The organism is Amycolatopsis echigonensis, from assembly GCF_002846615.1.
In the GTDB taxonomy this organism is placed as follows: Bacteria; Actinomycetota; Actinomycetes; order Mycobacteriales; family Pseudonocardiaceae; genus Amycolatopsis; species Amycolatopsis echigonensis.
In genome coordinates, this window is record NZ_PJMY01000003.1 from 1,839,876 (window position 1) to 1,866,553 (window position 26,678).

A 26,678-nucleotide genomic window follows, 5' to 3' on the forward strand; every position below is an offset into this window, starting at 1 on the left:
TCAGGACTCCTGCGCGGCCAGCTGCTCGAGCAGGTCGATCGCGGCGTCCGCGAGCACCGTGCCCGGGCCGAAGATCGCGGCCGCTCCCGCTTCGCGCAGCTCCGGGTAGTCCTGCGGCGGGATCACGCCGCCGACGACGACCATGATGTCCTCGCGGCCCAGTTCGGCCAGTTCCCGGCGGAGCGCGGGCACCAGCGACAGGTGCCCGGCGGCCAGCGAGGACACGCCGATCACGTGCACGTCCGCCTCGGACGCCTGGCGGGCGACCTCGGCCGGGGTGGAGAACAGCGGGCCGACGTCGACGTCGAAGCCGAGGTCGGCGAAGCCGGTGGCGATCACCTTCTGGCCGCGGTCGTGGCCGTCCTGGCCCATCTTCGCGACGAGGATGCGCGGCCGGCGGCCTTCCTCTTCAGCGAATTTCTCGACCAGCTCGCGAGCCTTCTCGACGTTGTCCGACTTCCCCACCTCTTCCCGGTACACGCCGGAGATCGTGCGGATCTGGCCGGAGTGGCGGCCCCAGATCTTCTCCAGGGCGTCGGAGATCTCGCCGACGGTGGCCTTCGCGCGCGCGGCGTTGATGGCCAGCTCGAGCAGGTTGCCGTTGTTCTGCGCGCCTTCGGTGAGGCGGCGCAACGCGTCCTCGGTGGCCTGCGAGTCGCGTTCTTCGCGCAGTCGGCGCAGCTTTTCGAGCTGCTGTGCGCGTACGCCCGCGTTGTCGACCTTCAGCACGTCGATCTGCTGGTCGTCGGTGACCTGGTATTTGTTCACACCGATGACCGGCTGTCGTCCCGAGTCGATGCGCGCCTGCGTACGCGCGGCCGCCTCTTCGATGCGCAGCTTCGGGATGCCTTCGTCGATCGCGCGCGCCATGCCGCCCGCGCCCTCGACTTCGGTGATGTGGCCCCACGCCTTGTGCGCGAGGTCGTAGGTGAGCTTCTCGACGAACGCGCTGCCGCCCCACGGGTCGATGACGCGCGTGGTGCCGGATTCCTGCTGCAGCAACAGCTGGGTGTTGCGCGCGATCCGCGCGGAGAAGTCAGTAGGCAGCGCGAGCGCTTCGTCGAGAGCGTTGGTGTGCAACGACTGTGTGTGCCCCTGGGTGGCAGCCATCGCCTCGACGCACGTACGCGTCACGTTGTTGAAGACGTCCTGCGCGGTGAGCGACCAGCCGGACGTCTGAGAGTGCGTACGCAGCGACAGCGACTTCTGCGACTTCGGGTCGAACTGCTTCACGAGCTTCGCCCACAGCAGCCGCGCGGCACGCAGCTTCGCGACCTCCATGAAGAAGTTCATGCCGATGGCCCAGAAGAACGACAGCCGCGGAGCGAACTTGTCGACGTCGAGCCCGGCCTCGACGCCCGCGCGGATGTACTCGACGCCGTCCGCGAGCGTGTACGCCAGCTCCAGGTCAGCCGTCGCTCCGGCCTCCTGCATGTGGTAGCCGGAGATGGAGATCGAGTTGTACTTCGGCATGTGCTGCGAGGTGTAGGCGAAGATGTCGGAGATGATCCGCATCGACGGCTGCGGCGGGTAGATGTAGGTGTTGCGGACCATGAACTCCTTGAGGATGTCGTTCTGGATGGTCCCCGCGAGCTGCTCCGGCTTCACCCCCTGCTCCTCGGCCGCGACGACGTACAGCGCGAGCACCGGCAGCACCGCGCCGTTCATCGTCATCGAGACGGACATCTTGTCCAGCGGGATGCCGTCGAACAGCTGGCGCATGTCGTAGATCGAGTCGATCGCCACCCCGGCCATGCCGACGTCGCCGGACACGCGCGGGTGGTCGGAGTCGTAGCCGCGGTGCGTCGCGAGGTCGAACGCGACCGACAGGCCCTTCTGCCCGGCCGCGAGGTTGCGGCGGTAGAAGGCGTTCGACTCCTGCGCGGTGGAGAACCCGGCGTACTGGCGGATCGTCCAGGGCTGGTTGACGTACATCGTCGGATACGGCCCGCGCAGGTACGGCGCGATGCCCGGGTACGTGTCCAGGAAGTCCACATCGGACAGATCGGCAGCGGTGTAGACCGGCTTCACGCCGATGCCCTCGGGGGTTTCCCAGGCCAGCGCGTCCGGACCCTTGCCGGTGGCGTCCTGCACGGCCTGCGCCCACGCGGCCCGGTCGCCCGGTTCCGGCGTGCCGAGCGGGATGTCGGCGAAATTCGGGATGCTCATGCGGAGACTCCCAGCTGTGCGTGGAGGCTGGTCAGGACTTCGAGCGCGTCGCACCCGGCGTACAGGTTGCCGCTGATTCCGTCGTAGGTTCCCTTGCCCGCCAACAGCACGCTGTCCGCGCCGAGCGACGCCGCGACGGAAGCGGCCTGTTCCTCGTACGCCGCGTCGGTGCCGCAGACGCACGCGATCTTCGCGCCGCTCTCGCGGAACGCGCCGGGCAGATCGTTGGTCGCGCCGGGGTTCACCGCCTCGATGCCGCCCGCCTGCAACAGGTTCGTCGCGAAGGACGCGCGGCCGGTGTGCGCGGCGACCGGACCCAGCGTGGCCAGGAAAACCTTCGGCCGCTCGCCGTGCTCAGCGAGGTAGGCGTCGGACGCGTCGCGCAGCTTCTCGTACTCCTCGGCGTACCGGTGCCGCGGCAGCCCGCCGTCCACAGTGGACGGAAGCGGATCGCGGGTGACCGGCTTCTCGTCCAGGTTCGGGAACTCGCTGACGCCGGTGAGCGGGTCGCGCCGGGTGGCGAGCCGGCTCGCGCGCTTCTCCCAGGTCCGCGCGAGCCGTCCGGCCAGCGCGCCGGAGGCCAGCTCGGCCTCGATGCCGCCCGCCGCCTCGATCGCGGTGAACTCGCGCCACGCGGCTTCGGCGAGGTCGTCGGTGAGCTTCTCGACGTACCAGGAGCCGCCCGCCGGGTCGATCACGCTGCCCAGCTTCGACTCTTCGATGAGGATCGCGTTGGTATTGCGGGCGATTCGGGAGGAAAACGCGTCCGGCAGGCCGATCGCCGCGTCGAACGGCAGCACGGTGACCGCGTCCGCTCCGCCGACCCCGGCCGCGAAACAGGCGACGGTGGTGCGCAGCATGTTCACCCACGGGTCGCGCTGAGTGAACATCGACGGCGACGTGACCGCATGCTGGTGCATCCCGCGTGCTTCGGCAGCCGCGCCGGAGACTTCGAGGACCCGGTCCCACAGCCGGCGCGCGGCGCGGAACTTGGCGATGGTGAGGAACTGGTCCGCGGTCGCGGCGAACCGGAATTCGATCTGCGCGGCCGCCGCGGCGACGTCCAGCCCCGCCTCGGTGAGCACGCGCAGATACGCGACGCCGGCCGCGATCGTCGCTGCGAGTTCCTGGGCGTCGGACCCGCCTGCCTCGTGAAACGGCAGTCCGTCGGCGACGATTGTGCGGACCTTGGGGTACTTGGAGGCAACCTTCACGGCCAATTCGGCGGCCGGACCGAGCGGCAGCGCCTGCCCGGTGCGCGCCGAGGTGCCGAGCGGGTCCGCGCCGAGCGTGCCGACGGCTTCGCTGGCCGGGACCTCGCGCTCGGCGAAGAGGTCGAGAAGGGCCTGAGCAGCGGTTTCGTACTCCGCACCGGCGTCGAGGACGATCGGCGCGAGACCGACGTACACCTCGTTCAGCGCGTCGGCGAGCGCGGAGATCGGGAGCGAACCCTCGCCGAGCCGCAGCCACACCGAAGACGCGCCGCCTTCGAGGTCGGCGAGGATCGCCGCGTTCGCCGCGCGGGCGTCTTCGCGCTGGTGGCGGACCCGGATGTCCCATCCGGTGTCGACGACACCTTCCGGCCGGGCCCCGCGCACGAACGGCGGCAGCCCGGGGAAGCCGAGGTCGCCGCTCGCGTCCTCGGCGGTGTACAGCGGCTGGATCTCGATGCCGTCGTAGGTGCGCGAGACGAGCTTGCTCTCCGGCGCACCCGCGAAATCCTCGGGGAGCCTGCCGCTCTTGCGCAGCACTCCCGCCACCAGCTCCTGCCACTGGGCACGGTCCGCGGTCGGGAACTCCGCCGCGAGCGCGAGCCCGGGCTCGGAGTGCGGCGCCGACTCCGGACCAGCCACGTTCGTCATACCCAGTGATGGTAGAGGCAGGCCACCACCCGCACCTGTGACTCTGCTCGCCCCCCGTACGGGTGAACTCAGGGGTAGCGGTGCTGAGTCGAAGACTGACGGCGGGGTGGGCCACAATCATGGGGTGCCCTCGGAGAACAGCGACCTGGACCAGCCCGGCAACACCGACAGCACCGGCTCCGCGAACGCCGAGCCGTCGACCGGCGGCGACCAGCCGCGGGTAGTCGCCGGGAGGTACCGGCTGCGGTCGATTCTGGGGTCCGGGTCGATGGGCACGGTCTGGTCGGCTTACGACGAGTTCCTGCACCGCCCGGTCGCGGTCAAGGAGATGAAGGTGCCGCCGGGCATCCCGGCGGAACAGGCGGACGAACTGCGCGAGCGCACGCTGCGTGAGGCACGGGCGATCGCGGTGCTGTCCCATCCGAACGTCATCACGCTGCACGACGTCGCGCGCGAGAACGACGCGCCGTTCGTGGTGATGGAGCTGCTGCCGTCGCGCAGCCTCGCGCACCTGCTGCGCGACCACGGCCCGCTGACTGTCGAACAGGCCGCGGCAGTCGGCATCGCAGTCGCCGCCGCCCTCGAAGCCGCCCACGACGCAGGCATCACGCACCGTGACGTAAAGCCGGGCAACGTCCTGGTGGCCAGCGACGGCCGGATCAAGCTCACCGACTTCGGCATCGCCCGCAACGTCTCCGAGGCCACCATGACGCGGACCGGGATCATGCTCGGTTCGCCCGCCTACATCTCGCCGGAAGTCGCTTCCGGCGGCGCGGTCACGCCCAACGCCGACCTGTGGGGCCTCGGCGCGACGCTGTTCGCCGCCGTCGAAGGCGCACCCCCGTACGACGCGGACGGCGACCCGCTGGAAACCGTCGGCAAGGTCGTCAACGGCAAGGTGCCGCGCCCGAAGCCGGGTCCCCTTGCCGACGTCATCACCGCGCTGATGAAGAAGGAGCCGGAAAAGCGGATCTCCCTGCGCGAGGTGCGGCACCGGCTGTACCCGATGCAGAACAAGGCCGCCCTGGACCTGTTCGGCCCCGAACTGTTCCGCACGCCAGACGGCAAGAAGACCGCCGCGCACCTGGACGCCACCGACACCCAGGTCATCAAAACGGTCGCCCCGAAACCGGACTCGACGAATCAACCCGCCGCACTGGCAGCGGATCCAGGCCCGCTGCCGTTCCTGCGCTCGTCGAACACTGGCTCCGCCGCCGCGTTCACCCCTGCGCCTCCACTGCCGGCTCCGCCGCCGCTGCCCGCCCCGCTGCCGCCGCCACCCCCACGCCGAAGCACCAAGGCCACGGCGATGCTGGCAGTCGCCTCAGTAGTCCTGTTCGCCCTGGCCTGCGGCGGCGGTTTCGCATTGGCCCGCCTGGTGAGCGGCCAGAACTTGCTGCCGCCGCAAAGCCCGGAGACCGGAACCCTGGCCACGCTGGGCACGGTGGACAGCTCGTCGAAGCCCCTGAAGCTGGTCCCCCAGCACGGCAACGCAAGCGCAACGGCGAACGTCTCGCGCGACAGCGAATACACCGTTTCAGTGCCCGAAGGCTGGCAACGCTTCATCGCATCGCGGAAATCAGCCTTCGGCACCTCGACGGTCGTCCAATACGTTTCCCTGGACGGCCGTCAATCCCTGCGCCTGGAACGAATCCCGAACTTCTTCGAAAAGTATTCCCAGCAAGACGCCGTAGAAGCCCTGCGCCTTTCGTCGTCGCAAGACTCGTTCACCATCGCGCAACCAGCACACCAAACCCCCAACGGCACCGAACTCACCTACCGCGCGGCCGAACGAGCACAAGCCCACTCCGAAAAACCGGACGCCGTAATCACCCGCGCGACCTTCGCACTCATCAAACAATCCGGCAACGCCGCCTGGCTACTGTCCCTGACAGTACCCACAGAACAAGAAGACAGCGGCTCCACCACCTTCAGCCAAATCGCGCCGACACTATCCTTCCCAGCATCCTCCTAACCACAAAAAACAGGCAGCGGCGCACCCAACAATCGAGGCACCCAGCCCTCCCCCACACCCCGATACGAAGCCTCCCTGCGGTTCGGGGGTGCTTGTCAAGGCATCTTTCCCGCCTTGACAAGCACCCCCGAACCGTCAGCACAATCCAGCTTCGGGGTGCCCCACGCACACACCCACCTGCAATGTCGCCGCCAGGCGACGAGCAGACCCCCCGCCCGGCCCCTCACCCCTCCGAATACCTCCGCGCAGTCTCCGCAGCCTGAGCCAACCTCCGAAACCCCTCAAACAACCGATCCCCCAACACCGTCCCCACCACCGCGGCCTCAACAATCCGATCCATAGACCCAGCCGATTCCACGGTATCCAAATCAGCCTCAGCAATCCGGTCGGCGATCTCCGCATACCGCCCGATCTGATCCAGCAATGCCTGATGCCCTAACGCACGAATCGTCGAAACAGTCCCCACCAGCAATTCCACCACCGGATCGCCCGCCCGGAATTTCCACCCGTGCTCCCGCGCGACCTCCCCCAGCAATCTCATCGCCCATTCCCGATCCCCCTCCGGGACCTCCGCGGCGGATCCGCCCAACGCCCGCTGAGCCACCCCCAGCACGTTGTACGCCGTCCGGTCCGAATCAACCGCCGCAACGACCTCCCGCACGGTCGCCACCGACAACCCGCCGACCTCGACCAACGCGCGGATCAGCTTCAGCCGCCGCACGTGCTCCTCGCCGTAGCGAGCCTGGTTGGGACTGGTCCGGTCGCCGGCCGGGAGCAGCCCCTCCCGCAGGTAGTACTTGATCGTCGCCACCGGGACCCCGGACTCGGCGCTCAGCTCTGCCATCCGCACCCGATCGACCCTACTTCCGGGAAAAACCCTGAGGACTTCTCAGCATGGATAGCTTAACTTCCCATAACGGAGAGCTTCACTATCCATTCTGGGAGGACCCACCGTGACCACCACCGTCGACCCACCCGCGACGCTGAACACCGCGCGGATGCGCACCTGGCACCGTCCCTCGCTGTGGTTCGCCGCCGCGATGGCCGTCGCGACCGTGCTGACCATCGCGGCGATGCTGATCGACCGCCGGACCCTGCTCGGCGCGCCGGTGTGGGCGAAGCTGTTCAAGTTCGCCGTGTCCGGCGGGCTCTACTTCTTCACCTGGAGCTGGCTCGTCTCGCTGCTGCGCGGACGGTTGCGCAAGGTCGCGGGCACCGCCACGACCGTTGCCGTTGTGCTGTTCGCCGCCGAATACGTGACGATGGCCTTCCAGGCGGTCCGCGGCAGACCGAGCCACTTCGCGAACACGTCGCCGTTCGACTTCGCGCTGTTCCAGGCCATGGGCGTGATGGTGGCGGGGCTCTGGCTCGCCACGCTCGTGGGCACCGTCCTGCTCATGTTCACCCGGATCGAAGACCGCGCGGTGTACTGGGCGGTGCGCACCGGCGCGGTCCTCGCGTTGATCGGCGCTGGCCTCGGCGCGACCATGACCCGGCCGACGCCGATCGAACGGGCCGAGATCAAAGCCACCGGGCATTCCGACCTCATCGGCGCGCACAGTGTCGGCGTCGCGGACGGCGGCCCCGGACTCCCGCTGCTTGGCTGGAGCACCACCGGCGGCGATCTGCGCATCCCGCACTTCCTCGGCCTGCACGCGTTGCAAGCGTTGCCGCTCTTGGCTTTCGGGCTCGCGGTGCTCGCGACGCGGCTGCCCCGATTGCGCGAGAGCGCGGTGCGCGTGCGGCTGGTCTGGACGGGTTCGGTCGGCTACGCGGGACTCGTCGGCCTGATCCTGTGGCAGGCCGAACGCGGCGAACCGCTCGTCTACCCGAGCGGCCCGACGCTGGCCGCGGCCGGTCTGCTCGTCGGTGCGATCGCGGCGGCCGCCGCGGCGTCGGTGCTGGTGCCGGTCCGGAAGGCGGTCCGGTGAGCGAGCTGACCGTCTTCGCCTGGACGTTCCCCGTCGCGGTGCCGTTCTGGGCGCTGATGATCTTCCTGCCCGGCTGGCGCGGCACTCGCCGGATCCTGGCCTCGCCGTGGGTGCCGCTGCTGCCGCTGGTCTGGTACTTCGTGCTGGCGATCCCGCATTTCGGCGAGCTGTGGCACGCCATGCAGCGGCCGGATCTCGGTGTCCTGCAAGGGTTCTTGAGCACGCCGTACGGGGCCGCGCTGGTCTGGGCGCACGTCATCGCGTTCGACCTGTTCATCGCACGCTGGATGTTCTTCGAGGCGCGCACGCACCGGATCCCGTGGTGGGTGCTCAGCCCGCTGCTCCTGCTGACGATCTTCCTGTCGCCGTTCGGCCTGGTCGCGTTCCTCGCCGTGCGCGGCGCCCGGATACGCTCGGCGGCATGAGCAACCTGGAGGAGGCGGCCGCGGCCGTCATCGCCGAGCGCACCGGCGTCGAGAAGCACGACATCGCCGTGGTGCTGGGTTCGGGCTGGCGTCCGGCCGCGGACGTGATCGGAACCGCCGACGCGGAGATCCCGTTCGGCGAGCTGCCGGGCTTCACCCCGCCCGGAGCCGTCGGCCACGGCGGCACGGTGCGGTCCCTGCGGATCGGCGACAAGCGTGCGCTGGTCCTGCTCGGCCGCACGCATTTCTACGAGGGCAAGGGCATCGACCCGGTCGTGCAGAACGTCCGCACGGCCGCCGCGGCGGGCGCGCGGACGGTGCTGCTCACCAACGCGGCGGGCGGGCTGCGCGCGGGCATGAACGTCGGGCAGCCGGTGCTGATCTCCGACCACCTCAACCTGACCGCGCGCTCCCCGATCGTCGGCGCGAACTTCGTCGACCTCACCGACCTCTACGCCAAACGGCTGCGCGACCTGGCGCGGGAGATCGACGATTCGCTGGAGGAGGGCGTCTACGCGGGCCTGCCCGGGCCGCACTTCGAGACCCCCGCCGAGATCCGGATGCTGCGCAATCTCGGCGCGGACCTGGTCGGCATGTCGACCGTGCTGGAGGCGATCGCCGCCCGCGCGGCCGGGCTCGAGGTGTTCGGGCTGTCGCTGGTCACGAACCTGGCCGCGGGCATGACCGGCCAGCCGCTCAACCACGAGGAAGTCCTCGAGGCCGGACGGCAGTCGGCGACGCGGATGGGCTCGCTGCTGAAGGAACTCGTCGCCCGCGCCTGAGCTCTCCCCGACCGATGGACGTCCGTGAAGGGCTCCTTGAGGGAATCTGATTCCTTCATGGGGCCCTTCACGAACCTCGGCCGGAGCAGTACTGCGGCAGCTGCGCGGCCACTTCCTCCGGCGAAGGCATCGCCGCGACCTCCGCCGCCAGCTCGCGCACGGCGTCTGCCACCGCGCCGTCGGCCAGCAACTGACCGGCCGTCTCGCGGACCGCGTCCGCCGTCAGTTCGTCGCCGAGGAGCTTCGCGCCCGCACCGGCTCCGACCACCGCGTCCGCGTTGGTGAACTGGTCCGCGCCCTGCGGCAGCACCAGCTGCGGCACCGCCGCGCCGAACGCGCCCAGCGTGGTCCCGCTGCCACCGTGGTGCACGACCAGATCGACGTGCGGCAGCAGTTCCGACTGCGGCACCCACGCCTCCAGCCGCACGTTCGACGGCACCTCGCCGAGCGCGGCGACGTCGACGGCCGGGCCGGTGGCCACCAGCACGTCCGCGTCGAGCGAGGCCAGGCCCTGCAACGCCGAAGTCAGCAGGTGCGCCTGGCTGGCCGGGGTGGTGCCGAGCGTCAGGTACACCAGCGGGCGGCCCCGGTCCCGGCCTTCGATGCCGGACGGCAGATCGCCCGGTTCGCTCCAGCCGACCGGGCGCAGCGGCACGCGCCGGGCCCCGGCGACGAATTCCGGCGCCTGCACCGACGGCGGACAGATGTCCACGAACGGGTGGCCCCAGAAGAGCCTGCTGCTGCCGGTGAGCCCGGCCTCGGCGGCGAACGCGTCGATCTGCTCGCTGATGCGGTCCATCGGGCCGCCGGAGGAAACCCGGCCGAAGCCGTGTCCGACCGCGGGAATCCCCGCCTGTCCGGCGGCGAACGCGCCGCCCGGATTGCCCATTTCGTACACGACCAGGTCCGGTTTCCGCTCGGCGAGCACCGGCGCGAGATCGGTCATGAACTGGGTGGGCAACAGCCGCCCGAACGCCTTGCCGATGGCCTCGTTCAGCTCTCCTTCCGGGATCTCCTTGCGGCTGCGGGTGTCTCCGGCGAACAGGCGGCCGAACGCCTCCTGCATCGTCAGCCCGGCGGCGGCGGGTTCGAGCCCGGCTTTCTCCAGGGTCGGGTGGAATTCGGACGCGGTCGCGTAAACCACCTCGTGGCCGGCGTCGCGCGCGGCGACGGCGAGCGGCAGCAGCGGATAGACGTGCCCGTAAGAGGCGAGGGAAGTGAAAAGAATGCGCACCGCACGAGCGTATCGTCAGCCATCACCGGAGTTTCCGGATCCGCGTAAGCTGGCGCGGGTGTCCGACAGCCTCGATTCCCGCCTTCGCGATTCCGTCTACCGCTGGATCACCGACGACCCGGATCCGGTCTCGCGCGAGGAACTGACCGCCGTTCTCGCCCGCGCGATGGGCAAGGAGCCCGGCGCGGCCGAGGAGATCGCCGACCGGATGGCCGGGCCGCTGGAGTTCGGCACCGCGGGTCTGCGCGGGCCGGTGCGCGCGGGTCCGAACGGGATGAACGTCGCGGTGGTCACGCGGACCACCGCGGGCGTCGCCGCGTGGCTCGCCGCGCAGGGGCACGCCGGCGGAGTGGTCGTGGTCGGTCGCGACGCGCGGCACGGTTCGGAAGCGTTCGCGACCGCCGCGGCCGAGGTGCTGACCGCCGCCGGGTTCGCGGTGAAGGTGCTGCCGGAGCCGTTGCCGACGCCGTTGCTGGCGTTCTCGGTGCTGCACTACGGCGCGGTCGCCGGCATTCAGATCACCGCGTCGCACAATCCGCCCGCGGACAACGGCTACAAGCTTTACGACGCCACCGGCGGGCAAATCGTGCCGCCGTCCGACGGCGAAATCGAGCGCGCGATCCAGTCCGCTCCGGCCGCTCGGAGCATTCCGCGCACGCCCGGCGCCGAGGTCGTCGACCCGCGCGAGGCGTACCTTTCCGCGGTCGGCGCGCTGCCGCGCGGCACGACGCGCGAGCTGCGGATCGCCGCGACGGCGCTGCACGGCGTCGGCGCGGAGACCTTGCGGGCCGCGCTGTCCCGCGCCGGATTCACTGACGTGCACCTGGTTTCCGCCCAGTCCGAACCGGACGCCGACTTCCCCACCGTCTCGTTCCCGAACCCCGAGGAGCCCGGCGCGACCGATCTCCTGCTGGCGCTGGCGTCCGAAGTGGACGCTGATCTGGCGGTGGCGCTCGACCCGGACGCCGACCGGTGCGCGCTCGGCGTCCGCGGCCCGGACGGCTGGCGGATGCTGCGCGGCGACGAGACCGGTGTCCTGCTCGGGGCACACCTTCTGTCCACAACGGACAATCCAGATCCGTTGGTGGCCACCACGATCGTATCCTCGTCGCTGCTCGGCGAGGTGGCGAAGGAAAAGGGCGCGCGGTACGCGGAAACGCTCACCGGGTTCAAGTGGCTGGTCCGCGCGGGCGAGGGATTGGTGTTCGCGTACGAGGAAGCGCTCGGCCTGTGCGTGAACCCGGGCTTTGTCCGCGACAAGGACGGCATCGCCGCCGCGGTCGCGGGCGCGGACCTGGCCGCGACGCTCAAGGCCGAAGGCCGCACGCTGCTGGACGTCCTCGACGACCTCGCGACCCGGCACGGCGTGCACCTCACCGATCAAGTGTCGTTGCGGGTCACCGATCTTTCCGTGCGCGGACGCCTCATGACCGCGTTGCGCTCGGACCCGCCGGCCGCGCTCGGCGGGGTGCCGGTGACGCTCGAAGACCTCCTGCCGGACGCCGACGTGCTGCGGCTGAGCGGCGACGGCGTGCGTGTCGTAGTGCGGCCGTCCGGCACGGAACCGAAACTGAAGGCGTACCTGCAAGTGGTGGCTCCGGTGACCGGTGAACTCGCCGACGCGCGGCGCAGCGCGACGGAAGTTCTCGACGCGGTCCGCGAGGAGATCACCGCGCTGCTGCGCTGACGGGAGAACCATGCCAACGTTGCTGATCGTGCATCACACGCCGTCGCCGTCGATGCAGGCGATGTTCGAGGCCGCGCTCGCCGGCGCGAAGCACCCGGACATCGAAGGCGTCGACGTCGTCCGCCGTCCCGCGCTCGGCGCGACGGTGGCCGACGTGCTCGCCGCGGACGGCTACCTCCTGGGTACGCCGGCGAACCTCGGCAGCATGAGTGGAGCGTTGAAGCACTTCTTCGACACCGTGTACTACCCGTGCCTGGACGCGACGAAAGGCCGTCCGTTCGGGGCGTACGTGCACGGCAACAACGACACGTCCGGGACCGTGCGGCAACTCGACGCGATCACGACCGGGCTCGGCTGGACCCGGGTCGCGGAGCCCGTGCTCGTGACGGGAGAGCCGGACAAAGCCGCACTGGAAGCGGTGACCGAACTCGGCGGAACCCTTGCCGCGACGCTCATGTGAGCGGCGGTCGCTCCGCTGAGCAGGGCCGAAAGCCTTTCCCGGGAAAGTAAAGAGGCCTGTCACCGGAAGCCCTGGGGGTCGACCTCCGGCAACAGGCCAGATCGAGGGTTCGCAACGAAGGCGATCGACCTCGACTACGCAAGGGTACTACAAAGAACCGATCATGACGACCCTGCAACGGCGACCAAGCGTGCTCGAATCAACTCCGAGGGCGCCGACCAGGTCCGCACAGCCGGGGAAACGTGGATCCTTCCCGGCCCGCGTCCCGGTCAACGGGCCTTCGGCACCCCGTCCGGCCCAGCGGACCGGCCCTTGAGTGTCCATTGTGGAGTGTCCGGCTGGTCGGCCGACTCGCCGACGGCCGACTGCGGCGAGTGACGAAATCGCACCCGATCCACCACTCGGCGAACAACCGAGGCGGGCACCGGCCCGAAGACCGATGCCCGCCTCGAGAAATCAAGCAGGCGAGACCATCGCCCGCACCGTGGCCGGGACATCGGCCACGGCGACCTGCTGCTGTTCGCGCGTGGCCAGGCTCCGGACTGTCACGCGGCCGGCCGCCCAGTCCTCCTCGCCCACGATGACGACCGCGACCGCGCCCGCCTTGTCCGCGCGGGTGAGTTCCTTGCCCAGTTTGCGCAGTTCCAGCGGGGTCGACGTGCGCAGCCCTGCCTTGCGCAACGCCGTCGCGACGTCGCGCGCCGGGTCCGCCAGGTCCTCGGTGACCGGGATGACCGTGACGTCGACCTCGCTGCGCGGCTGCGGCGTGAGGCCGTGCGTGTCGAGGAAGTCCATCAGCGTCACGTCGCCCATGCCGAACCCGATGCCGGAGATCTGCTCCTTGGTGAACATCGAGGCGAGGTTGCTGTACCGGCCGCCGCCGAACAGCGCGCGACGGTTCTGCGGCGAGGTGTCGAAGACCTCGAACACGGTCGACGTGTAGTACGCCAGCCCGCGCACGATCAGCGGCTCGTAGCGGACCAGGCTCGCCGCGCTGCTGGACAGCACCTTGATCAGGTTCGACTCGGCCTTGACCTCCGCGGGCAGCTCGTCGAGCAGCGCCGGGCCCGCGCCGAGGGTCTCGGCGAGCTTCTCGTACTGCTTGTCCGACAACCCGATCTCGGCGGCGCTCGCCGCGTGCTCCTCGGCCGAGGTCTTCTCCCACCGGTCGACGAGCGCGAACACCTGCGGCAGGTGGTCCGGCGAGATCCCGACGACGTCGGTCAGCGCCGACGACAGGAGGTTCCGGTCGTTCACCCGCACCGCGAACATGTCCGGGGTCGCGCCGACCGCGCCCATCAGGTCGTGGATCAGCTCGAACATCTCGATCTCGCAGTTCGCGCTTTCCGAACCGAAGATGTCGGCGTTGATCTGCCAGTGCTCGCGCACGCGGCCGCGCTGCGGGCGCTCGTAGCGGTGGCAGTTCGGGTGGCTGTACCAGCGCACCGGGAACGACAGCGATTTCGCGTGACCGGCGATCATCCGGGCCACCGAGGGCGTCATCTCCGGGCGCAGCGCGAGCCGCTCGCCGCCGCGCGTGGTGAGCGTGTACAGCTGCTGGTCGGCGATCTCCTGGCCGGACTTCCGCTCGTAGACCTCCGCCTGCTCCAGGATCGGGCCGTCGTAGCGGAGGTAGCCGTAGCGCTCCAGCACGTCGTAGAGATGGCCGAACACCTGCGTACGGACGGACATTTCGGCGGGGAGGAAGTCTCGGGTCCCCTTGACAGGCGCGGTCGACAGGTATTCAGGCACGTCATCCAGCTTAACGACCCGGTGCCAGCCATTTCGTCAGGGGAACGCGATGCCGTACGCGGTGAGCAGCATGGCCGCGCCGAGCAGCACCGCGCCGCCGGTGGTGACGCTCATGCCGACGCGGGTGCGCAGCATCGCGAGGAAGAACCCGCCGGACTGCGCGAGCACGCCGAACAGGAGCAGGAAGCAGACGATCCAGCGCGCGGTGTCGCCGAGTCCGCCGTGCTCGACCAGCTGCAACGCGGTGAGAGTGAGGACGAGCAGCACACCAGCGTGGGCGTGCCCGGCGCGGAAGAAGCCGCGCTGTTTCTCGGTGAGGTCACCGCGGCGCAGGACGCCGCTCAGCGCGTAACCGCCATACATGACGGTGGGCAGCGATACCAGCGCGATGACGGTGAACAACTGGACTGGGCCGTGCATGGTCGCCTCCTTGGGGTGCGACGACGACCATAACACCGTTTTAAAACACTGTCACGAAACTTCTCGCGGACGGTCACGATGTCCCTCATGGCGGTGGCTGTCACCCGACGGTCGAGGGATGTGGGCAGCGAAGCAGGCCGCGGCGCACTGAACTGAAGGTCATGACTACGACCTCGATGCGGCGCCCCGCCCGATGGGCCGGTCTCGCCTTGTCCCTCGCCCTCAGCGGCCTGTGCCTGACCGCCCTGCCCGCCCAGGCGGCCGTTCCGCAGGCCAGCGCTCCGGCAGCGCACCAGGAGGGGAAGAAAACCCCCGTCCACATCAAGGCCGGACCGGTGAAGGCCAAGGTGCACAAGGGAGAGCAGCTCCGGATCCACGGACACGTGGCGACCGGCCCAGCGGCCCGCGGCGACGGCGGCGGGACCCTGTATCTGCAGCAGGAAACGCAGGCCGGAGTCTGGGTGAACCTCGTCTCCACGTCGTGCTCGCCGGACAGCGACTTCGACCTCGGCCTCCAGCTGAACGTGTCCGGGACCCTGACGCTGCGGGTCTTCCACCCCGAATCCACCCTGTTCGCCGCTGCCGCCTCCGCCGTGTTCACGGTCGTCGTGCTCTAGGGACCGATCCAGTGGATGTCCTCGGCGCGGACCAGGCATCATGGCGGGCGTGAGCCAGCCCGGGGATGCCGCTTCGCCGCAGGACGTCGCGTTGGCCTATGCCGACCAGCTCCGCCAGCAATCGGCGACCTGCCGGTTGCTGGCGGAGAAGCAGCGCGAGAACACCGCCGCGTTCGAGGGGTTCGCCGAACGCGGCCTTCCCGGTTCCGCCGAGATGGCGATCCGCTCCGAACGCTCGGCCCGATTCCTGGTGCAGCTCGCGTCGGTGATCGCGGAACAGGCGATCGCGCACGACCAGCTGATGGCCGCGGGCGGACCGGAGAACTCCCGCGCGTATGTCGAGTACGAGGCGACGACCCGGCGGCTGCGCGCATTGCTGCCGACGGACACCCTCACCGACTGAGCGCTACGGCCGCGGAGCCTGCGCGGAGTACATCAAGCTCTCTTTCTTCCTGTACAAGAAGTTCCAGGCACGAAAGCTCAAGCACGTTGGAAGCGCAACGTGAATGTCGCGCCAGCACCCCGCTTTCCGGCCGCCGCGATCGTTCCTCCGTGCCCCGTAACGACTTCCTGCGCCAAGGCCAAGCCCTGCCCGAACCGTCGGCCCTCGCCGTTCGTCCCGTGTGCGAAACGCTCGAAAAGTCGTTCCGCTTCGTGCTGCGGGAAGCCCGTCCCGGTGACGCACACGCGCAGTGCGACGTGCCTGGCGTCCGGATGGGCGAGGATCACCTCGATCGAACCGCCGGCGGCGTGTGCCCGATCGCGGAGAACGACTCAGCCGGGGTCGTCGCCGCGGTTCACCGTGCGGATGGTGTACCTGGCACCGTCGAGCGCGCGTTCTTCCGTCCCTAGGGACGCCGGTGCCCCGCTTCCGTCGCGGGGCACCGGCTGAAGCCGCTACTTGCCCGTGACGCGCGCGAGCGCCTCCGGGTACCGCTCGCCGGCGACCGCATCGGCCGGAGCGGCCTTCTCGATCGCCGCGATGTCCTCTTCGGACAGTTCCAGCTCGGCCGCGCCGACGTTCTCTTCCAAGTACTTCCGCCGCTTCGTGCCCGGGATCGGCACGACGTCGGACCCTTTGGCCTGCACCCACGCGAGCGCCAGCTGTCCCGCCGTGACGCCCTTGTCCGCGGCCAGCGCGCGCAGCGCCTCGACGATCGCCATGTTGCGCGCGAAGTTGTCCTCGGCGAACCGCGGCAGGTTGCGGCGCATGTCGCCCTCGGGCAGCTCCTGCACCGACGTGACCGCACCGGTCAGGAAACCGCGGCCCAGCGGCGAGAACGGCACGATTCCGATACCGAGCTCCCGGCAAGTGCCGAGGATCTCGTTTTCGATGCCGCGCGTCCACAGCGACCATTCGCTCTGCAGCGCGGTGACCGGATGCACCGCGTGCGCCCGGCGGATCGTCTCCGCGCCCGCTTCGGAAATCCCGGCGTAGCGGATCTTTCCGGCCTGCACCAGTTCGGCGAGCGCGCCCCAGGTTTCCTCGATCGGCACGTTCGCGTCGACGCGGTGCTGGTAGTAGAGGTCGATGTGGTCGATCCCGAGCCGCTGCAGGGATTCGTCGCAGCACTGCTTGACATACGCGGCGTCCCCGCGCGCGGTCATGCCCTGGTCGGTGTGCACGATGCCGAACTTCGTCGCGAGAACCACCTGGTCACGACGGTCGGCGATCGCCTTGCCGACGAGCTTCTCGTTCTCCCCCGCGCCGTACACGTTGGCCGTGTCGAGCAGGGTGACCCCCAGCTCCAGCGCCCGGTGCACGGTGGCGATGGACTCGCTGTCGTTGTCGCGCACGCCGTAGGCAGCGCTCATCCCCATGCAGCCGAGCCCCTGCGCCCCGACCTCCAGTGCGCCGAGCTTCCTAGTACCGATCACGCGGAAATTCCCTCCATTTCGGGCGCTACGCCAAAGGCCTTGCGCTCGATCTGCTCGTAGTTGGCGATCTTGTAGTCCAGAATGTCGAGACAACCCTGGAGTTCGGCGATCCGGTCGGCGACGGACTGCCGCTGCTCCACGAGGATCGCCTTGCGCCGTCCCGCGCTGGCCACGCCGTGCCGGCGCAGCGAGGCGTATTCGCGCATGCTCTTGATCGGCATGCCGGTGAGCCGCAGCTTCGTCAGAAAGCCGAGCCAGTTCAGGTCTTCGTCGGAGTAGGCGCGCCGCCCCGCCGAATCGCGAGCGGGCGGTTCGAGAAGCTTGATCCGTTCGTAGTACCGGAGGGTGTCGATCGACAGGCCGCTACGTCGTGCGGCTTCCGCTATCGAGTAGCTCATGCGCTCGACAGTACGACCTGGAGCGCGCTCCAGGTCAAATCTTCCACCGGTGGTCACGCTCGCGTTTTATAACGTTGTTGCGTTACGCTGGGTAGATGCCTCGCCCCCGTACGCACGACGAAACCCTCCGGCTGAAGCTCCTGGATCGGGCAGGCGAACTGATCTCAGCCGACGGCCCGAAGGCCCTGTCGCTGCGGAAACTGGCCGCCGACTCCGGCACGTCGACCACCGCGGTGTACTCGCTGTTCGGCAGCAAACCGGACCTGGTGAACGCACTGTACGTGGAAGGCTTCCGCCGCTTCGGCGCGCGCCTGGAGAAGGTCCCGCTGTCCGGCGACGCAGTAACCGACCTCGTGCGTCTGGGCATCGCCTACCGCGAAAGCGCCCTAGCCGACCCGCATCTGTACGCGATCATGTTCAGCCGCTCCGTGCCAGGTTTCGAACCCAACGCCGAGGCCGACGAGGTCGCCCAGGCCACCCTCGCCCCGCTGATGGGCGTGGTCCGCGCCGCCGTGGCGTCCGGCCAGTTCCAAGACGTCGCGCCGGAACTGATCACCGTCAGCCTGTGGGGTTTCGTGCACGGCTTGGTGTCGCTGGAACTGTCCGGCCGCCTGCCGGATGGCTTCAGCGTTTCCGACGCCTACGAAAAAGCCTTGCACGCCAACGCTTCCGGCTGGCTTACCTAGCGCCGTACTGCCGGTCCCCCGCGTCGCCGAGCCCCGGAACGATGAACCCGGAGTCGTTGAGCCGCTCGTCAATGCTCGACGTGACGACCCGGACCGGCAGCCCAGTCTTCTCCAGATGCGCGAGGCCCTCGGGTGCCGCGAGCGCACAGATAGCGGTGACGTCCGTAGCGCCCCGATCGGTCAGCAACCGGATCGTGTACTCCATCGACCCGCCAGTCGCGAGCATCGGATCAAGCACCAGGACAGGCCGGTCCGCGAGCGACTCAGGCAGCGACTCGAGATACGGGGTCGGCTTGAGCGTCTCCTCGTCGCGAGCGAGACCGACGAACCCCATCTGCGCGTCGGGGATCAGCTTGTGCGCCTGGTCGGCCATCCCCAGCCCAGCACGCAACACCGGCACCAGCAACGGCGGACTGGCAAGCCGATACGCATCAGTGCGCGCGACCGGAGTATGAATGCGCTCGGTCCGCACCGGAGCATCGCGCGTGGCTTCATAGACGAGCATGACAGTCAACTCATGCAGCGCGGCCCGGAACGCAGCACTGTCCGTCCGAGCGTCCCGCATGGTCGAGAGACGAGCCTTGGCCAGCGGGTGGTCGACGACATGCACATCCATGCCGCACAACTTAGCCGCCCAACTCGGGGACGCCACCCGTTCCCCCGCGCCTTCGTGGGCCCGCTTACTTCACGGCCCACCGCCCCGCCGCGCTGCTCCCAACCGCGCCCGCGCACACCCACCCCTAAAAGGCCACCGATGCACCCAACAATCGAGGCACCCAGCCCCTCCCCCGCACCCCGATACGAAGCCTCCCTGCGGTTCGGGGTGCCCCACGCAACCACCCACCTGCAATGTCGCCCCCAGGAGACGAGCAGGCCCCCTACCGAGACTCAGCGAACCACCGAACCCACCACCGCTGCCAAGGCGTCTCCACCGCCCTCGGATGATGCTCCCTCCGCACCCAATCCACCGCCTCCCCAACCCCCATCCCACCCAAAGTCACCAAACAAGCCAACACAGTCCCAGTCCGACCCACCCCACCAAGACAAGCCACCTCCACGGCCTCCCCGGCAACCGCCCGGCCGTGCAACCCCACAATCTCCCGCCGCGCCCCCTCCCAATCCCGCGGCAGCAGAAAGTCCGGCCACAGCACCCACCGACGCTCCCACCCCAACGAAGCGTCGTACTTGGCCCGCATCCGCCGCGATCCCAGATACAACCCGAACTCCGGCTCCGGCCCCTCCGGTTGGGGCCGCCCCAGCCCGCGCGCCCGCACCACCACTCCGTCCGGAAGCACGAGGGTCCCCGTCAACGCAGAATCCATCGCGTCATGATCCCCCTATCCACCGTTAGATGGACCCGACGCAGACCTGACAGGGATAGGCTGCCCCAGGTGAGTGAAGACCCAGCCACGCCGGGCCCCGACCAGATGCGCGTGTCGGACGCTGATCGGGAGCAGGTCGCGCAGGTCCTGCACCAGGCCCTGTCCGAAGGCCGCATCACGATCAACGAGCTGGAGGAGCGGCTTTCCAGCGTCTACTCCGCGAAAACGTTCGCCGACCTGAAACCGGTGACCGCCGATCTGCCGGGCAGCGCCGCGCTCGCCACCAGCGCGTCGGCCTCACTGCAGGCCGCCCCCTCGCGCGCGCTCGGGTTGCCGGACAACCGCATCGGCGGGCATCCCGGTTCCGCCGTGTCGATCGGCGTGATGTCCGGGGCCGTGCGCAAGGGCAGCTGGGTTCTCCCGCAGCAGCACACGACTTTCGCGTTCTGGGGCGGTGCCGAGATCGACCTGCGCAGCGCCCGGTTCGCGGAGAAGTCGTGCACGATCACCGCGGTGGCGATCATGGGCGGGATCGAGATCACCGTCCCGGACGACATCAACGTGAATGTCACCGGCATCGGGTTCATGGGCGCGTTCATGCTGGAGGACAAGTCCGGTGCGCCGCCCGCGCCGCCGACCGCCCCGACCGTGACGATCAACGGCCTCGGCTTCTGGGGTGGCGTCGTCGTGTACCGCAAGCCGGCCAAGGACTCGAACGCACCGCAGATCGAGTCCTGAACCCGGCTGCACACGACACCGACAAAAACCGCCGCTCGCACCGCGCGACTGTGGACAACCGAGCGGCCGTGACCAGCTGTCCACAGATTCCAGTGAGCGCTCCGGCGCCTGCTGTCGCGCACCTACACTCAGCGGTATGACAGCTACCACCAGCCCGTCAGCGGCACCGGACACCCCGTCGCCGCTGACGGACGTCACTCGCGACGAAGCGAGCCTGCGGCGGTTCCTGCACGGGCTGCCCGGTGTCGACCAGGTCGGCGTCGAGCAGCGCGCAGCGGGACTCGCGACCCGGAGCATCAAAAAAGAAGCCAAGCGGTGGGCGATCGACACCGCGGTGTCGATGGTCGACCTGACCACGCTCGAAGGAGCCGACACCCGCGGCAAGGTCCGAGGCCTCGCCGCCAAGGCGATGCGGCCGGACCCCGAACGGCAGGACTGCCCGCGCGTCGCGGCCGTGTGCGTGTACCCGGACCTGGTGGAGACGGCCGTCGAAGCGCTCGCGGGCAGTGGCGTGCGGGTGGCGAGCGTCGCCACCGGCTTCCCGGCTGGCCGCACGAGCCGCGAAGTGAAGCTGGCCGACACGCGGCTGGCCGTCGAGGCCGGCGCGGACGAGGTCGACATGGTGATCGACCGCGGAGCCTTCCTCGAAGGCCGCTACCTGGAAGTGTTCGACGAGATCCGCGCCGTGAAAGAAGCCTGCGGCTCGGCACACCTGAAGGTGATCCTCGAAACGGGCGAGCTGGCGACGTACGACAACGTGCGCCGCGCGTCCTGGCTCGCGCTGCTGGCGGGCGGGGACTTCATCAAGACGTCCACCGGAAAGGTCTCGCCCGCAGCGACGCTGCCGGTCACGCACGTGATGCTGCAGGCGGTGCACGACTGGCACGAGCGCACCGGCGAACTGCGCGGCGTCAAGCCCGCGGGCGGGATCCGGACGACGAAGGACGCGATCAAGTACCTCGTCGCCGTGCACGAGGTCGCGGGCGAGCAGTGGCTCACGCCGGAGCTGTTCCGGTTCGGCGCGTCGAGCCTGCTCAACGACCTGCTGCTGCAGCGGCGCACCCAGGTGGACGGCCACTACAGCGGCCCTGACTACGTGACGGTGGACTGACATGGGCATCTTCGAATACGCGCCCGCGCCGGAATCGCGCGCACTGGCCAATCTGAAAGAACACTACAAGCCGTTCGTCAACGGCGAATTCGTCGACGGCTCGGGCGAGCCGCTGAAGACGATCAACCCGGCCACAGAGGAGATCCTCGCCGAGGTCGGCACCGCGTCGGAGTCCGATGTGGACACCGCGGTGAAGGCCGCGCGCAAGGCGTACACGTCGGTCTGGTCGAAAATGCCGGGCACGGAACGGGCGAAATATCTCTTCCGCATCGCGCGGCTGATCCAGGAACGCTCGCGCGAACTGGCGGTGCTGGAGACGCTGGACAACGGGAAGCCGATCAAGGAGTCGCGCGATTCCGACGTGCCTACCGCGGCCGCGCATTTCTTCTACCACGCGGGCTGGGCGGACAAGCTCGGTTACGCGGGCTACGGCCCGGACCCGAAGCCGCTCGGCGTCGCGGGCCAGGTGATCCCGTGGAACTTCCCGCTGCTGATGCTGGCGTGGAAGATCGCCCCGGCGCTGGCCACCGGCAACACCGTGGTGCTCAAGCCCGCTGAGACCACCCCGCTGACCGCGCTGGTCTTCGCCGAGATCTGCCAGCAGGCGGAGCTGCCGCCGGGCGTGGTGAACATCCTGCCCGGAGCGGGCGACATCGGAGCGTCCATTGTGGAGCATCCGGACGTCGACAAGATCGCGTTCACCGGCTCCACGGAGGTCGGCAAGCTGATCCAGCGCACCGTCGCGGGCACCCGCAAGAAGCTGACGCTGGAACTCGGCGGCAAGGCGGCGAACGTGGTGTTCGACGACGCACCGCTGGACCAGGCGGTGGAGGGGATCGTCAACGGGATCTTCTTCAACCAGGGCCACGTCTGCTGCGCGGGCTCGCGGTTGCTGGTGCAGGAATCGGTGGCCGAGGAGGTGCTGGAGAAGCTCCGGTACCGGGTGTCGACGCTGCGGCTGGGCGACCCGCTGGACAAGAACACCGACGTCGGCGCGATCAACTCGGCCGAGCAGCTGGCGAAGATCCGCGGCCTGGTCGAATCCGGCGACGCGGAAGGCGCGCGGCGCTGGACCAGCCCGTGCCCGGTGCCGGACCGCGGGTTCTTCTTCGCGCCGACCGTGTTCTCCGAAGTCCACCAGTCGATGCGGATCGCCCGCGAGGAGATCTTCGGCCCGGTGCTGTCGGTCCTCACCTTCCGCACGCCGGAAGAGGCCGTGGCGAAGGCGAACAACACGCCGTACGGGCTGTCGGCGGGCATCTGGACCGAGAAGGGTTCGCGCATTCTGTGGATGGCGAACCAGCTCCGGGCCGGCGTTGTCTGGGCCAACACGTTCAACCGCTTCGACCCCGCCGCCCCGTTCGGCGGTTACCAGGAGTCCGGTTTCGGCCGCGAAGGCGGACGCACCGGTTTGGAGGCCTACCTCAATGTCTGACCGGATTTCCGTCGCCAAAACCTACAAGCTCTACATCGGCGGCAAATTCCCCCGCTCGGAATCGGGCCGGGTCTACCCCGTCACCGATGCCAAGGGCTCCTTCCTGGCCAACGCGGCCCACGCGTCGCGCAAGGATCTGCGCGACGCGGTGTCCGCCGCCCGCAAGGCTTTCCCCGGCTGGTCGTCGGCAACTGCATACAACCGAGGCCAGGTGCTCTACCGCGTGGCCGAGGTGATGGAAGGCCGCCGCGCCCAGTTCGCCGCCGAGGTAGCGGCCTGCGAAGGCGTCCCGGCGAAAAAGGCGGAGTCCCTTGTGGACGCCGCCATCGACCGTTGGGTCTGGTACGCGGGCTGGACCGACAAGATCGCGTCGGTCCTGGGTGCCGCCAACCCGGTTGCCGGCCCGTACTTCTCCTTCACCACGCCCGAGCCGACCGGCGTCGTCGGCGTCCTGGCCCCGCAAGAGTCCTCCCTGCTGGGCCTGGTGACGGTCCTGGCTCCCGTCCTCGCCACCGGCTCAACGGCGGTCCTGGTCTCCAGCGCGGAGCGCCCGCTGCCCGCGATCACGCTGTCCGAGGTCCTGGCCACCTCCGACGTCCCCGGCGGAGTCGCGAACATCCTGACCGGCCGCGCCGCGGAACTGGGCCCATGGCTGGCTTCCCACGGAGACGTCAACGCCCTGGACCCGACCGGCGCCACCTCCGAGGACCGCGTCACCCTGGCCCAGGAAGCGGCCGGGACCGTGAAACGAGTCCTGTCCGTCCCCGACGCCGAATCAGACTGGACCGCCGAACCAGACCTGTCCCGCCTCCGGCGGTACCTGGAAGCGAAAACCGTCTGGCATCCCATCGGCGTCTGACCGTCGAGTTCCACGCGAACCGCCGTTCCGGTTGCCCCGGAACGGCGGTTTTTGTTTGCCGCCGTACACGTCGCCGTCCGCGCGGGCAGGACGGCAGCCGAACACACAGCACCCCCGCTGTCCGCGATCGACCTCACCGGTCGCGGACACCGGACTCGCCTGAGGACCGCCGGGCCTCAGCATTTCGCGTCTCGACTCTATCCTTTCGCGAAATTCTCTGCCAACATGTGCCATTGGGGAAATTTCGACCGCCCCGTGTCCGGTACGGGCGCTGTCAGCACGTCAGGAGGACTCCGCATGACCCTGCATCCCGCTCAGTCCGAAGAAGCACTCGACCTCGAGTTCCTCGGCACCACCAGCGCGGGCGGCAACTGCCCCAACGCTTATCGCACCAACCGCGGCACGTACGTCGTCCAGGGATACCGGGTTACCGACGAGCAGGCGCTGCGGCAACTGCACGAACGCGGCATGCCGGACACCGAGACGGCCGTCGAAATCCCCGCCGGCCTGCTCAAGTTCTTCCCGCGGGAAGCCTGAGCACGACGTGCCTGCGCGGGCAAGGCAAGGCATCCCGGCGATTCAGAGGCACTAGCCACCCAGGATTTCTCGAAACTCGACCCCAGGTGTGGGAAGATGCCCTCGGGTTCGAGGAATTCCGCATGCGATAGCGAGGGCGAGTGCCTACCAGTTTCGAGAAACGCCGGGCAGAGCTCGGCGATCGCCTGCGCCGGCTCCGGGTCGACGCGGGCTTCGAGACGGGAAAGGACTTCGCCAAGGCCATCGGCTGGAACGCGCCCAAGGTCAGCAAGATCGAAAACGGCAGGCAGACCGTCGGCGACGACGACCTCGACGCCTGGGTCGCCGCGGTCGGCGGACCTCCGGAGCTGGCCGAACAGCTGCGGGAGCAGCTGGTCGAGGTCCGCGACGCGCACGCCAGCTGGAAAGACAAAGTCCGCGAGGGACATCGGGCCCGGCAAGAGGAATCCATTGCCCGCGAGGCGCGAGCGCTACGAATTCGCGCGGTAGACCTCAGAATTGTCTCCGGATTACTGCAAACCCCGGAGTACGCACGGCATACGCTGCTTGCCCACGCCCGGATCCACGGCGGCGACCAGGACATCACCGAGGCGGTCCGGGCGCGAATGCAACGCCAGCAGATCCTCTACGAACCCGGCCGGACCATCGAACTGCTCACCTCCGAGGCCGCGCTGCGTTATCCGAACGCGCCGCGGGACGTGATGATCGCGCAGGTGCACAAGCTGCTCGCACTGCTCGGCACCCCCAATATCCGCTTCGGGATCATCCCCGCGGACGTTGTCGTGCCCTATCCGGTCACCGCGGACTTCTGGGTCGTCGACGACGTCGCGATGGTCGAAACCCCGGAGGGCGAGCACATCGCGAGCGACGTCGACCCGTACCACGAGGTCGCGGATCTACTGTGGACAGTCGCGGCCGAGGGCGACGCGGCCCGGGCGGTGCTGCTTCGGGCGCTCGATGCGCTCACCCGCGCAGCCCCGCCCGACTGACCGCGGAGAATCCCTTACGCCGCAGGCGCTTCGCCAGACGTCAGCGCGCCGACGTCGAGCGTGTGGCTGTCCGCGTTGGCGTCCACCGCACCGAAGGTCCAGTCCACCGACACATTCGGGTCGATCGGGTCCCCGTGCGGGTTGGAGTCGGCCGGAGCGGTGACGGTCACCGCGTTCGGCGTCTGCTGCTCGTCGTCGGACCCGATCGCGGTCCAGTGCAGCGGTACGTACGCCGACGAACCGTTCGCGATCAGCACCGGCGGGGCGTCGGCCGGCGCCTCGTTGTTGACCAGGACGTTGTGGGCTCCGACCAGGTCGACATCGGCCCGGCCAGGCAAGACGCACCGTTCGCCGGGGTTCGCGGTGAACTGCAGCGCCGCCTGACGCTGGCCCGCGCCTGCGCCGCCGTAGACGAGCTTGGTGCTGAACTGATTCGCCGTGCACGGCAATGCCGACGACTCCGCGGTCGTGGCGCCGGCCGTCCCCGCGAAGAGCGCGGCAGCGCCTCCGGCGACAGCGACGGCAACGGCGATCCTGCAGATGTTCTTCATGGTCGTCCCCTCTCGTGTTTCCGGCGGCTCCGCACCGGCCTTCACGAGATAAGACGTCCGCACCCGGAAGACGATGACCCGATGTGAGATCACCCCCGCCGGGGCAACCCCGGACGGCCCGTCGCGTCCCAAAAGACGGTCAGAGCAAGTCTTCCTTGCCGATCGGCCGCCCCGGCAACGGAGTGACCGGGCCGGCGCGCAGGCCGTCGATCATGATGGCGATGCTGCGGGCGGTCGCCAGCTCCGGCATCTTCAGCCGATGCGCGGGCAACTGCCGCACGATGCGGGCGAACAGCACCGCGACGTCACCCGCGCCCACGTCTTTCCGCAGCGACCCCTCGGCCTGCGCCCGGAGCACCAGGTCATCGACCTCAAGCAGAACCGCTTCGCGCAGGCGAGCCACCTCGGGGTCATTCTTGAGAATTTCGTGCGCACGCTGCGACAGCATCGCCAGCTGCATCGACAACTGCAGTTCCGCGCCTTGATACAGCAGCTGCACCAAGGCGTCCCACGCCGTCGGCGCTTCCACTGACAGCCGCTTCGCGTCGTCCAGCACGCCCGCGAAGTTGTCGACCGCCACCGCGCGGATGAGCGCGTCGCGGTCCGGGAAGCGCCGGTAGAGGGTGCCTACGCCGACACCTGCGGCGCGCGCGATCTCCTCCATCGGGACCTCGGGACCGTGGCTGGCGAAGATGGCGCGAGCCGCGGCGATGATCTGGTCGCGGTTGCGTTGCGCGTCCGCCCGCAGCGGTGTCTCGGGGTCTGCACTCATACCCGGCCTTTCCTCTTCCCGGTTGGCGCGCATTCTCGCACGCCGGACCAACTGCGCAAACGTGCCCGCAACCTGGGGCGGACAGCAA

Annotated in this window: 27 protein-coding genes; 15 read left to right on the forward strand and 12 right to left on the reverse strand. The window is 69.2% G+C overall.

Annotation, left to right across the window (positions count from 1 at the left end; all coding sequences use genetic code 11):
- On the reverse strand, positions 1 to 2,169 hold the full coding sequence (gene scpA, locus ATK30_RS13200) for a methylmalonyl-CoA mutase (RefSeq protein ID WP_101435860.1): 2,169 nt from the start codon (positions 2,167 to 2,169) through the stop codon (positions 1 to 3).
- Positions 2,166 to 4,031, reverse strand: a complete 1,866-nt coding sequence (locus ATK30_RS13205) for a methylmalonyl-CoA mutase family protein (protein WP_208637340.1) — start codon at positions 4,029 to 4,031, stop codon at positions 2,166 to 2,168. The genes scpA and ATK30_RS13205 overlap by 4 nt, the downstream gene beginning before the upstream one ends.
- A gap of 268 nt (positions 4,032 to 4,299) precedes the next feature.
- Between ATK30_RS13205 and ATK30_RS13210 the strand changes: the two genes are divergently transcribed.
- Entirely contained in the window at positions 4,300 to 6,006 is a 1,707-nt protein-coding gene (locus ATK30_RS13210; protein WP_244194928.1) for a serine/threonine-protein kinase, read from the forward strand.
- A 223-nt stretch (positions 6,007 to 6,229) separates the two neighbouring features.
- Here the strand turns inward: ATK30_RS13210 and ATK30_RS13215 are convergent, their stop codons facing one another.
- A complete protein-coding gene (locus tag ATK30_RS13215; protein ID WP_101435861.1) occupies positions 6,230 to 6,850 on the reverse strand; it encodes a MerR family transcriptional regulator in 621 nt (206 codons plus the stop codon).
- Between the two features lie 196 nt (positions 6,851 to 7,046).
- On the opposite strand from ATK30_RS13215, the gene ATK30_RS13220 reads away from it, so the two are divergent.
- Genes ATK30_RS13220 through ATK30_RS13230 form a run of 3 tightly spaced genes read left to right on the forward strand, consistent with a single transcriptional unit; the run spans position 7,047 to position 9,144 of the window.
- Positions 7,047 to 7,937: a hypothetical protein gene (locus ATK30_RS13220; protein WP_463672418.1), complete on the forward strand. Its 891-nt coding sequence runs from the start codon at positions 7,047 to 7,049 to the stop codon at positions 7,935 to 7,937.
- Positions 7,934 to 8,362: an ABA4-like family protein gene (locus ATK30_RS13225; RefSeq protein WP_101435863.1), complete on the forward strand. Its 429-nt coding sequence runs from the start codon at positions 7,934 to 7,936 to the stop codon at positions 8,360 to 8,362. The genes ATK30_RS13220 and ATK30_RS13225 overlap by 4 nt, the downstream gene beginning before the upstream one ends.
- Positions 8,359 to 9,144 carry a purine-nucleoside phosphorylase gene (locus tag ATK30_RS13230; RefSeq protein WP_101435864.1) on the forward strand — a complete coding sequence of 262 codons (786 nt, stop codon included), beginning with the start codon at positions 8,359 to 8,361 and terminating at the stop codon, positions 9,142 to 9,144. The genes ATK30_RS13225 and ATK30_RS13230 overlap by 4 nt, the downstream gene beginning before the upstream one ends.
- Positions 9,145 to 9,211: 67 nt before the next feature.
- On the opposite strand, the gene ATK30_RS13235 is transcribed toward ATK30_RS13230, so the two are convergent.
- Positions 9,212 to 10,378 (reverse strand): glycosyltransferase, encoded by a 1,167-nt coding sequence (locus ATK30_RS13235; protein WP_101435865.1) that lies wholly within the window; start codon positions 10,376 to 10,378, stop codon positions 9,212 to 9,214.
- A 58-nt stretch (positions 10,379 to 10,436) separates the two neighbouring features.
- Between ATK30_RS13235 and ATK30_RS13240 the strand changes: the two genes are divergently transcribed.
- Both ATK30_RS13240 and ATK30_RS13245 read left to right on the forward strand, forming a co-directional pair.
- Positions 10,437 to 12,065, forward strand: a complete 1,629-nt coding sequence (locus ATK30_RS13240; protein ID WP_101435866.1) for a phospho-sugar mutase — start codon at positions 10,437 to 10,439, stop codon at positions 12,063 to 12,065.
- 10 nt (positions 12,066 to 12,075) lie between these two features.
- A complete protein-coding gene (locus ATK30_RS13245; protein WP_009072659.1) occupies positions 12,076 to 12,525 on the forward strand; it encodes a flavodoxin family protein in 450 nt (149 codons plus the stop codon).
- 456 nt (positions 12,526 to 12,981) lie between these two features.
- Here ATK30_RS13245 and hisS read toward each other — a convergent pair whose 3' ends face one another.
- Together hisS and ATK30_RS13255 are read right to left on the reverse strand one after the other, a co-directional pair.
- Entirely contained in the window at positions 12,982 to 14,277 is a 1,296-nt protein-coding gene (gene hisS / locus ATK30_RS13250) for a histidine--tRNA ligase (protein WP_101435867.1), read from the reverse strand.
- 36 nt (positions 14,278 to 14,313) lie between these two features.
- Complete coding sequence (locus ATK30_RS13255; RefSeq protein ID WP_101435868.1) at positions 14,314 to 14,697, reverse strand: hypothetical protein; 384 nt, start codon at positions 14,695 to 14,697, stop codon at positions 14,314 to 14,316.
- Between the two features lie 161 nt (positions 14,698 to 14,858).
- On the opposite strand from ATK30_RS13255, the gene ATK30_RS13260 reads away from it, so the two are divergent.
- Positions 14,859 to 15,314: a hypothetical protein gene (locus tag ATK30_RS13260; RefSeq protein WP_101435869.1), complete on the forward strand. Its 456-nt coding sequence runs from the start codon at positions 14,859 to 14,861 to the stop codon at positions 15,312 to 15,314.
- 40 nt (positions 15,315 to 15,354) lie between these two features.
- Positions 15,355 to 15,717, forward strand: a complete 363-nt coding sequence (locus ATK30_RS13265) for a hypothetical protein (protein ID WP_101435870.1) — start codon at positions 15,355 to 15,357, stop codon at positions 15,715 to 15,717.
- A 77-nt stretch (positions 15,718 to 15,794) separates the two neighbouring features.
- Here the strand turns inward: ATK30_RS13265 and ATK30_RS13270 are convergent, their stop codons facing one another.
- From ATK30_RS13270 to ATK30_RS13280, 3 genes are all read right to left on the reverse strand, one after another.
- Positions 15,795 to 16,043 carry an ATP-binding protein gene (locus ATK30_RS13270; RefSeq protein ID WP_312878447.1) on the reverse strand — a complete coding sequence of 83 codons (249 nt, stop codon included), beginning with the start codon at positions 16,041 to 16,043 and terminating at the stop codon, positions 15,795 to 15,797.
- 168 nt (positions 16,044 to 16,211) lie between these two features.
- On the reverse strand, positions 16,212 to 17,192 hold the full coding sequence (locus ATK30_RS13275) for an aldo/keto reductase (protein WP_183124559.1): 981 nt from the start codon (positions 17,190 to 17,192) through the stop codon (positions 16,212 to 16,214).
- Positions 17,189 to 17,590 (reverse strand): MerR family transcriptional regulator, encoded by a 402-nt coding sequence (locus tag ATK30_RS13280; RefSeq protein WP_009072633.1) that lies wholly within the window; start codon positions 17,588 to 17,590, stop codon positions 17,189 to 17,191. The genes ATK30_RS13275 and ATK30_RS13280 overlap by 4 nt, the downstream gene beginning before the upstream one ends.
- A 95-nt stretch (positions 17,591 to 17,685) precedes the next feature.
- Here ATK30_RS13280 and ATK30_RS13285 point away from each other — a divergent pair, with 95 nt between their 5' ends.
- Positions 17,686 to 18,276, forward strand: a complete 591-nt coding sequence (locus tag ATK30_RS13285; protein ID WP_101435871.1) for a TetR/AcrR family transcriptional regulator — start codon at positions 17,686 to 17,688, stop codon at positions 18,274 to 18,276.
- On the opposite strand, the gene upp is transcribed toward ATK30_RS13285, so the two are convergent.
- Positions 18,269 to 18,892, reverse strand: coding sequence for a uracil phosphoribosyltransferase (upp, locus tag ATK30_RS13290; RefSeq protein WP_101440802.1), 624 nt, complete (start codon positions 18,890 to 18,892; stop codon positions 18,269 to 18,271). The genes ATK30_RS13285 and upp overlap by 8 nt on opposite strands.
- 811 nt (positions 18,893 to 19,703) lie before the next feature.
- Between upp and ATK30_RS13300 the strand changes: the two genes are divergently transcribed.
- The 6 genes from ATK30_RS13300 (at position 19,704) to ATK30_RS13325 (ending at position 25,267) form a co-directional block, all read left to right on the forward strand.
- On the forward strand, positions 19,704 to 20,336 hold the full coding sequence (locus ATK30_RS13300; RefSeq protein ID WP_101435873.1) for a DUF1707 SHOCT-like domain-containing protein: 633 nt from the start codon (positions 19,704 to 19,706) through the stop codon (positions 20,334 to 20,336).
- Positions 20,337 to 20,472: 136 nt separating this feature from the next.
- Positions 20,473 to 21,447, forward strand: coding sequence for a deoxyribose-phosphate aldolase (gene deoC / locus ATK30_RS13305; protein ID WP_101435874.1), 975 nt, complete (start codon positions 20,473 to 20,475; stop codon positions 21,445 to 21,447).
- Between the two features lies 1 nt (position 21,448).
- The gene (locus tag ATK30_RS13310) at positions 21,449 to 22,882 is read left to right on the forward strand and encodes an aldehyde dehydrogenase family protein (protein WP_101435875.1); all 1,434 of its coding nucleotides are present in this window, start codon (positions 21,449 to 21,451) and stop codon (positions 22,880 to 22,882) included.
- Positions 22,875 to 23,741, forward strand: coding sequence for an aldehyde dehydrogenase family protein (locus ATK30_RS13315; RefSeq protein WP_101435876.1), 867 nt, complete (start codon positions 22,875 to 22,877; stop codon positions 23,739 to 23,741). The genes ATK30_RS13310 and ATK30_RS13315 overlap by 8 nt, the downstream gene beginning before the upstream one ends.
- Before the next feature lie 297 nt (positions 23,742 to 24,038).
- Complete coding sequence (locus tag ATK30_RS13320) at positions 24,039 to 24,278, forward strand: hypothetical protein (protein ID WP_101435877.1); 240 nt, start codon at positions 24,039 to 24,041, stop codon at positions 24,276 to 24,278.
- Positions 24,279 to 24,418: 140 nt separating this feature from the next.
- Positions 24,419 to 25,267: a helix-turn-helix domain-containing protein gene (locus ATK30_RS13325; RefSeq protein ID WP_101435878.1), complete on the forward strand. Its 849-nt coding sequence runs from the start codon at positions 24,419 to 24,421 to the stop codon at positions 25,265 to 25,267.
- Positions 25,268 to 25,281: 14 nt separating this feature from the next.
- Here ATK30_RS13325 and ATK30_RS13330 read toward each other — a convergent pair whose 3' ends face one another.
- Positions 25,282 to 25,818 (reverse strand): DUF4232 domain-containing protein, encoded by a 537-nt coding sequence (locus ATK30_RS13330; RefSeq protein ID WP_101435879.1) that lies wholly within the window; start codon positions 25,816 to 25,818, stop codon positions 25,282 to 25,284.
- A 139-nt stretch (positions 25,819 to 25,957) separates the two neighbouring features.
- Positions 25,958 to 26,590 carry a TetR/AcrR family transcriptional regulator gene (locus ATK30_RS13335; RefSeq protein ID WP_101435880.1) on the reverse strand — a complete coding sequence of 211 codons (633 nt, stop codon included), beginning with the start codon at positions 26,588 to 26,590 and terminating at the stop codon, positions 25,958 to 25,960.
- Positions 26,591 to 26,678 lie beyond the last annotated feature (88 nt).

Bases quoted from the DNA above. Each gene is read 5' to 3' on its own strand.
- ATK30_RS13280 (WP_009072633.1), bottom strand. From the start codon at position 17,590: ATGAGCTACTCGATAGCGGAAGCCGCACGACGTAGCGGCCTGTCGATC.
- ATK30_RS13260 (WP_101435869.1), top strand. From the start codon at position 14,859: ATGACTACGACCTCGATGCGGCGCCCCGCCCGATGGGCCGGTCTCGCC.
- ATK30_RS13315 (WP_101435876.1), top strand. From the start codon at position 22,875: ATGTCTGACCGGATTTCCGTCGCCAAAACCTACAAGCTCTACATCGGC.
- ATK30_RS13300 (WP_101435873.1), top strand. From the start codon at position 19,704: ATGCGCGTGTCGGACGCTGATCGGGAGCAGGTCGCGCAGGTCCTGCAC.
- deoC (WP_101435874.1), top strand. From the start codon at position 20,473: ATGACAGCTACCACCAGCCCGTCAGCGGCACCGGACACCCCGTCGCCG.
- ATK30_RS13320 (WP_101435877.1), top strand. From the start codon at position 24,039: ATGACCCTGCATCCCGCTCAGTCCGAAGAAGCACTCGACCTCGAGTTC.
- ATK30_RS13230 (WP_101435864.1), top strand. From the start codon at position 8,359: ATGAGCAACCTGGAGGAGGCGGCCGCGGCCGTCATCGCCGAGCGCACC.
- ATK30_RS13220 (WP_463672418.1), top strand. From the start codon at position 7,047: ATGGCCGTCGCGACCGTGCTGACCATCGCGGCGATGCTGATCGACCGC.
- ATK30_RS13210 (WP_244194928.1), top strand. From the start codon at position 4,300: ATGGGCACGGTCTGGTCGGCTTACGACGAGTTCCTGCACCGCCCGGTC.
- ATK30_RS13255 (WP_101435868.1), bottom strand. From the start codon at position 14,697: ATGCACGGCCCAGTCCAGTTGTTCACCGTCATCGCGCTGGTATCGCTG.
- ATK30_RS13215 (WP_101435861.1), bottom strand. From the start codon at position 6,850: ATGGCAGAGCTGAGCGCCGAGTCCGGGGTCCCGGTGGCGACGATCAAG.
- ATK30_RS13285 (WP_101435871.1), top strand. From the start codon at position 17,686: ATGCCTCGCCCCCGTACGCACGACGAAACCCTCCGGCTGAAGCTCCTG.
- ATK30_RS13265 (WP_101435870.1), top strand. From the start codon at position 15,355: ATGGCGGGCGTGAGCCAGCCCGGGGATGCCGCTTCGCCGCAGGACGTC.
- ATK30_RS13330 (WP_101435879.1), bottom strand. From the start codon at position 25,818: ATGAAGAACATCTGCAGGATCGCCGTTGCCGTCGCTGTCGCCGGAGGC.
- scpA (WP_101435860.1), bottom strand. From the start codon at position 2,169: ATGAGCATCCCGAATTTCGCCGACATCCCGCTCGGCACGCCGGAACCG.
- upp (WP_101440802.1), bottom strand. From the start codon at position 18,892: ATGGATGTGCATGTCGTCGACCACCCGCTGGCCAAGGCTCGTCTCTCG.
- ATK30_RS13205 (WP_208637340.1), bottom strand. From the start codon at position 4,031: ATGACGAACGTGGCTGGTCCGGAGTCGGCGCCGCACTCCGAGCCCGGG.
- ATK30_RS13335 (WP_101435880.1), bottom strand. From the start codon at position 26,590: ATGAGTGCAGACCCCGAGACACCGCTGCGGGCGGACGCGCAACGCAAC.
- ATK30_RS13310 (WP_101435875.1), top strand. From the start codon at position 21,449: ATGGGCATCTTCGAATACGCGCCCGCGCCGGAATCGCGCGCACTGGCC.
- ATK30_RS13245 (WP_009072659.1), top strand. From the start codon at position 12,076: ATGCCAACGTTGCTGATCGTGCATCACACGCCGTCGCCGTCGATGCAG.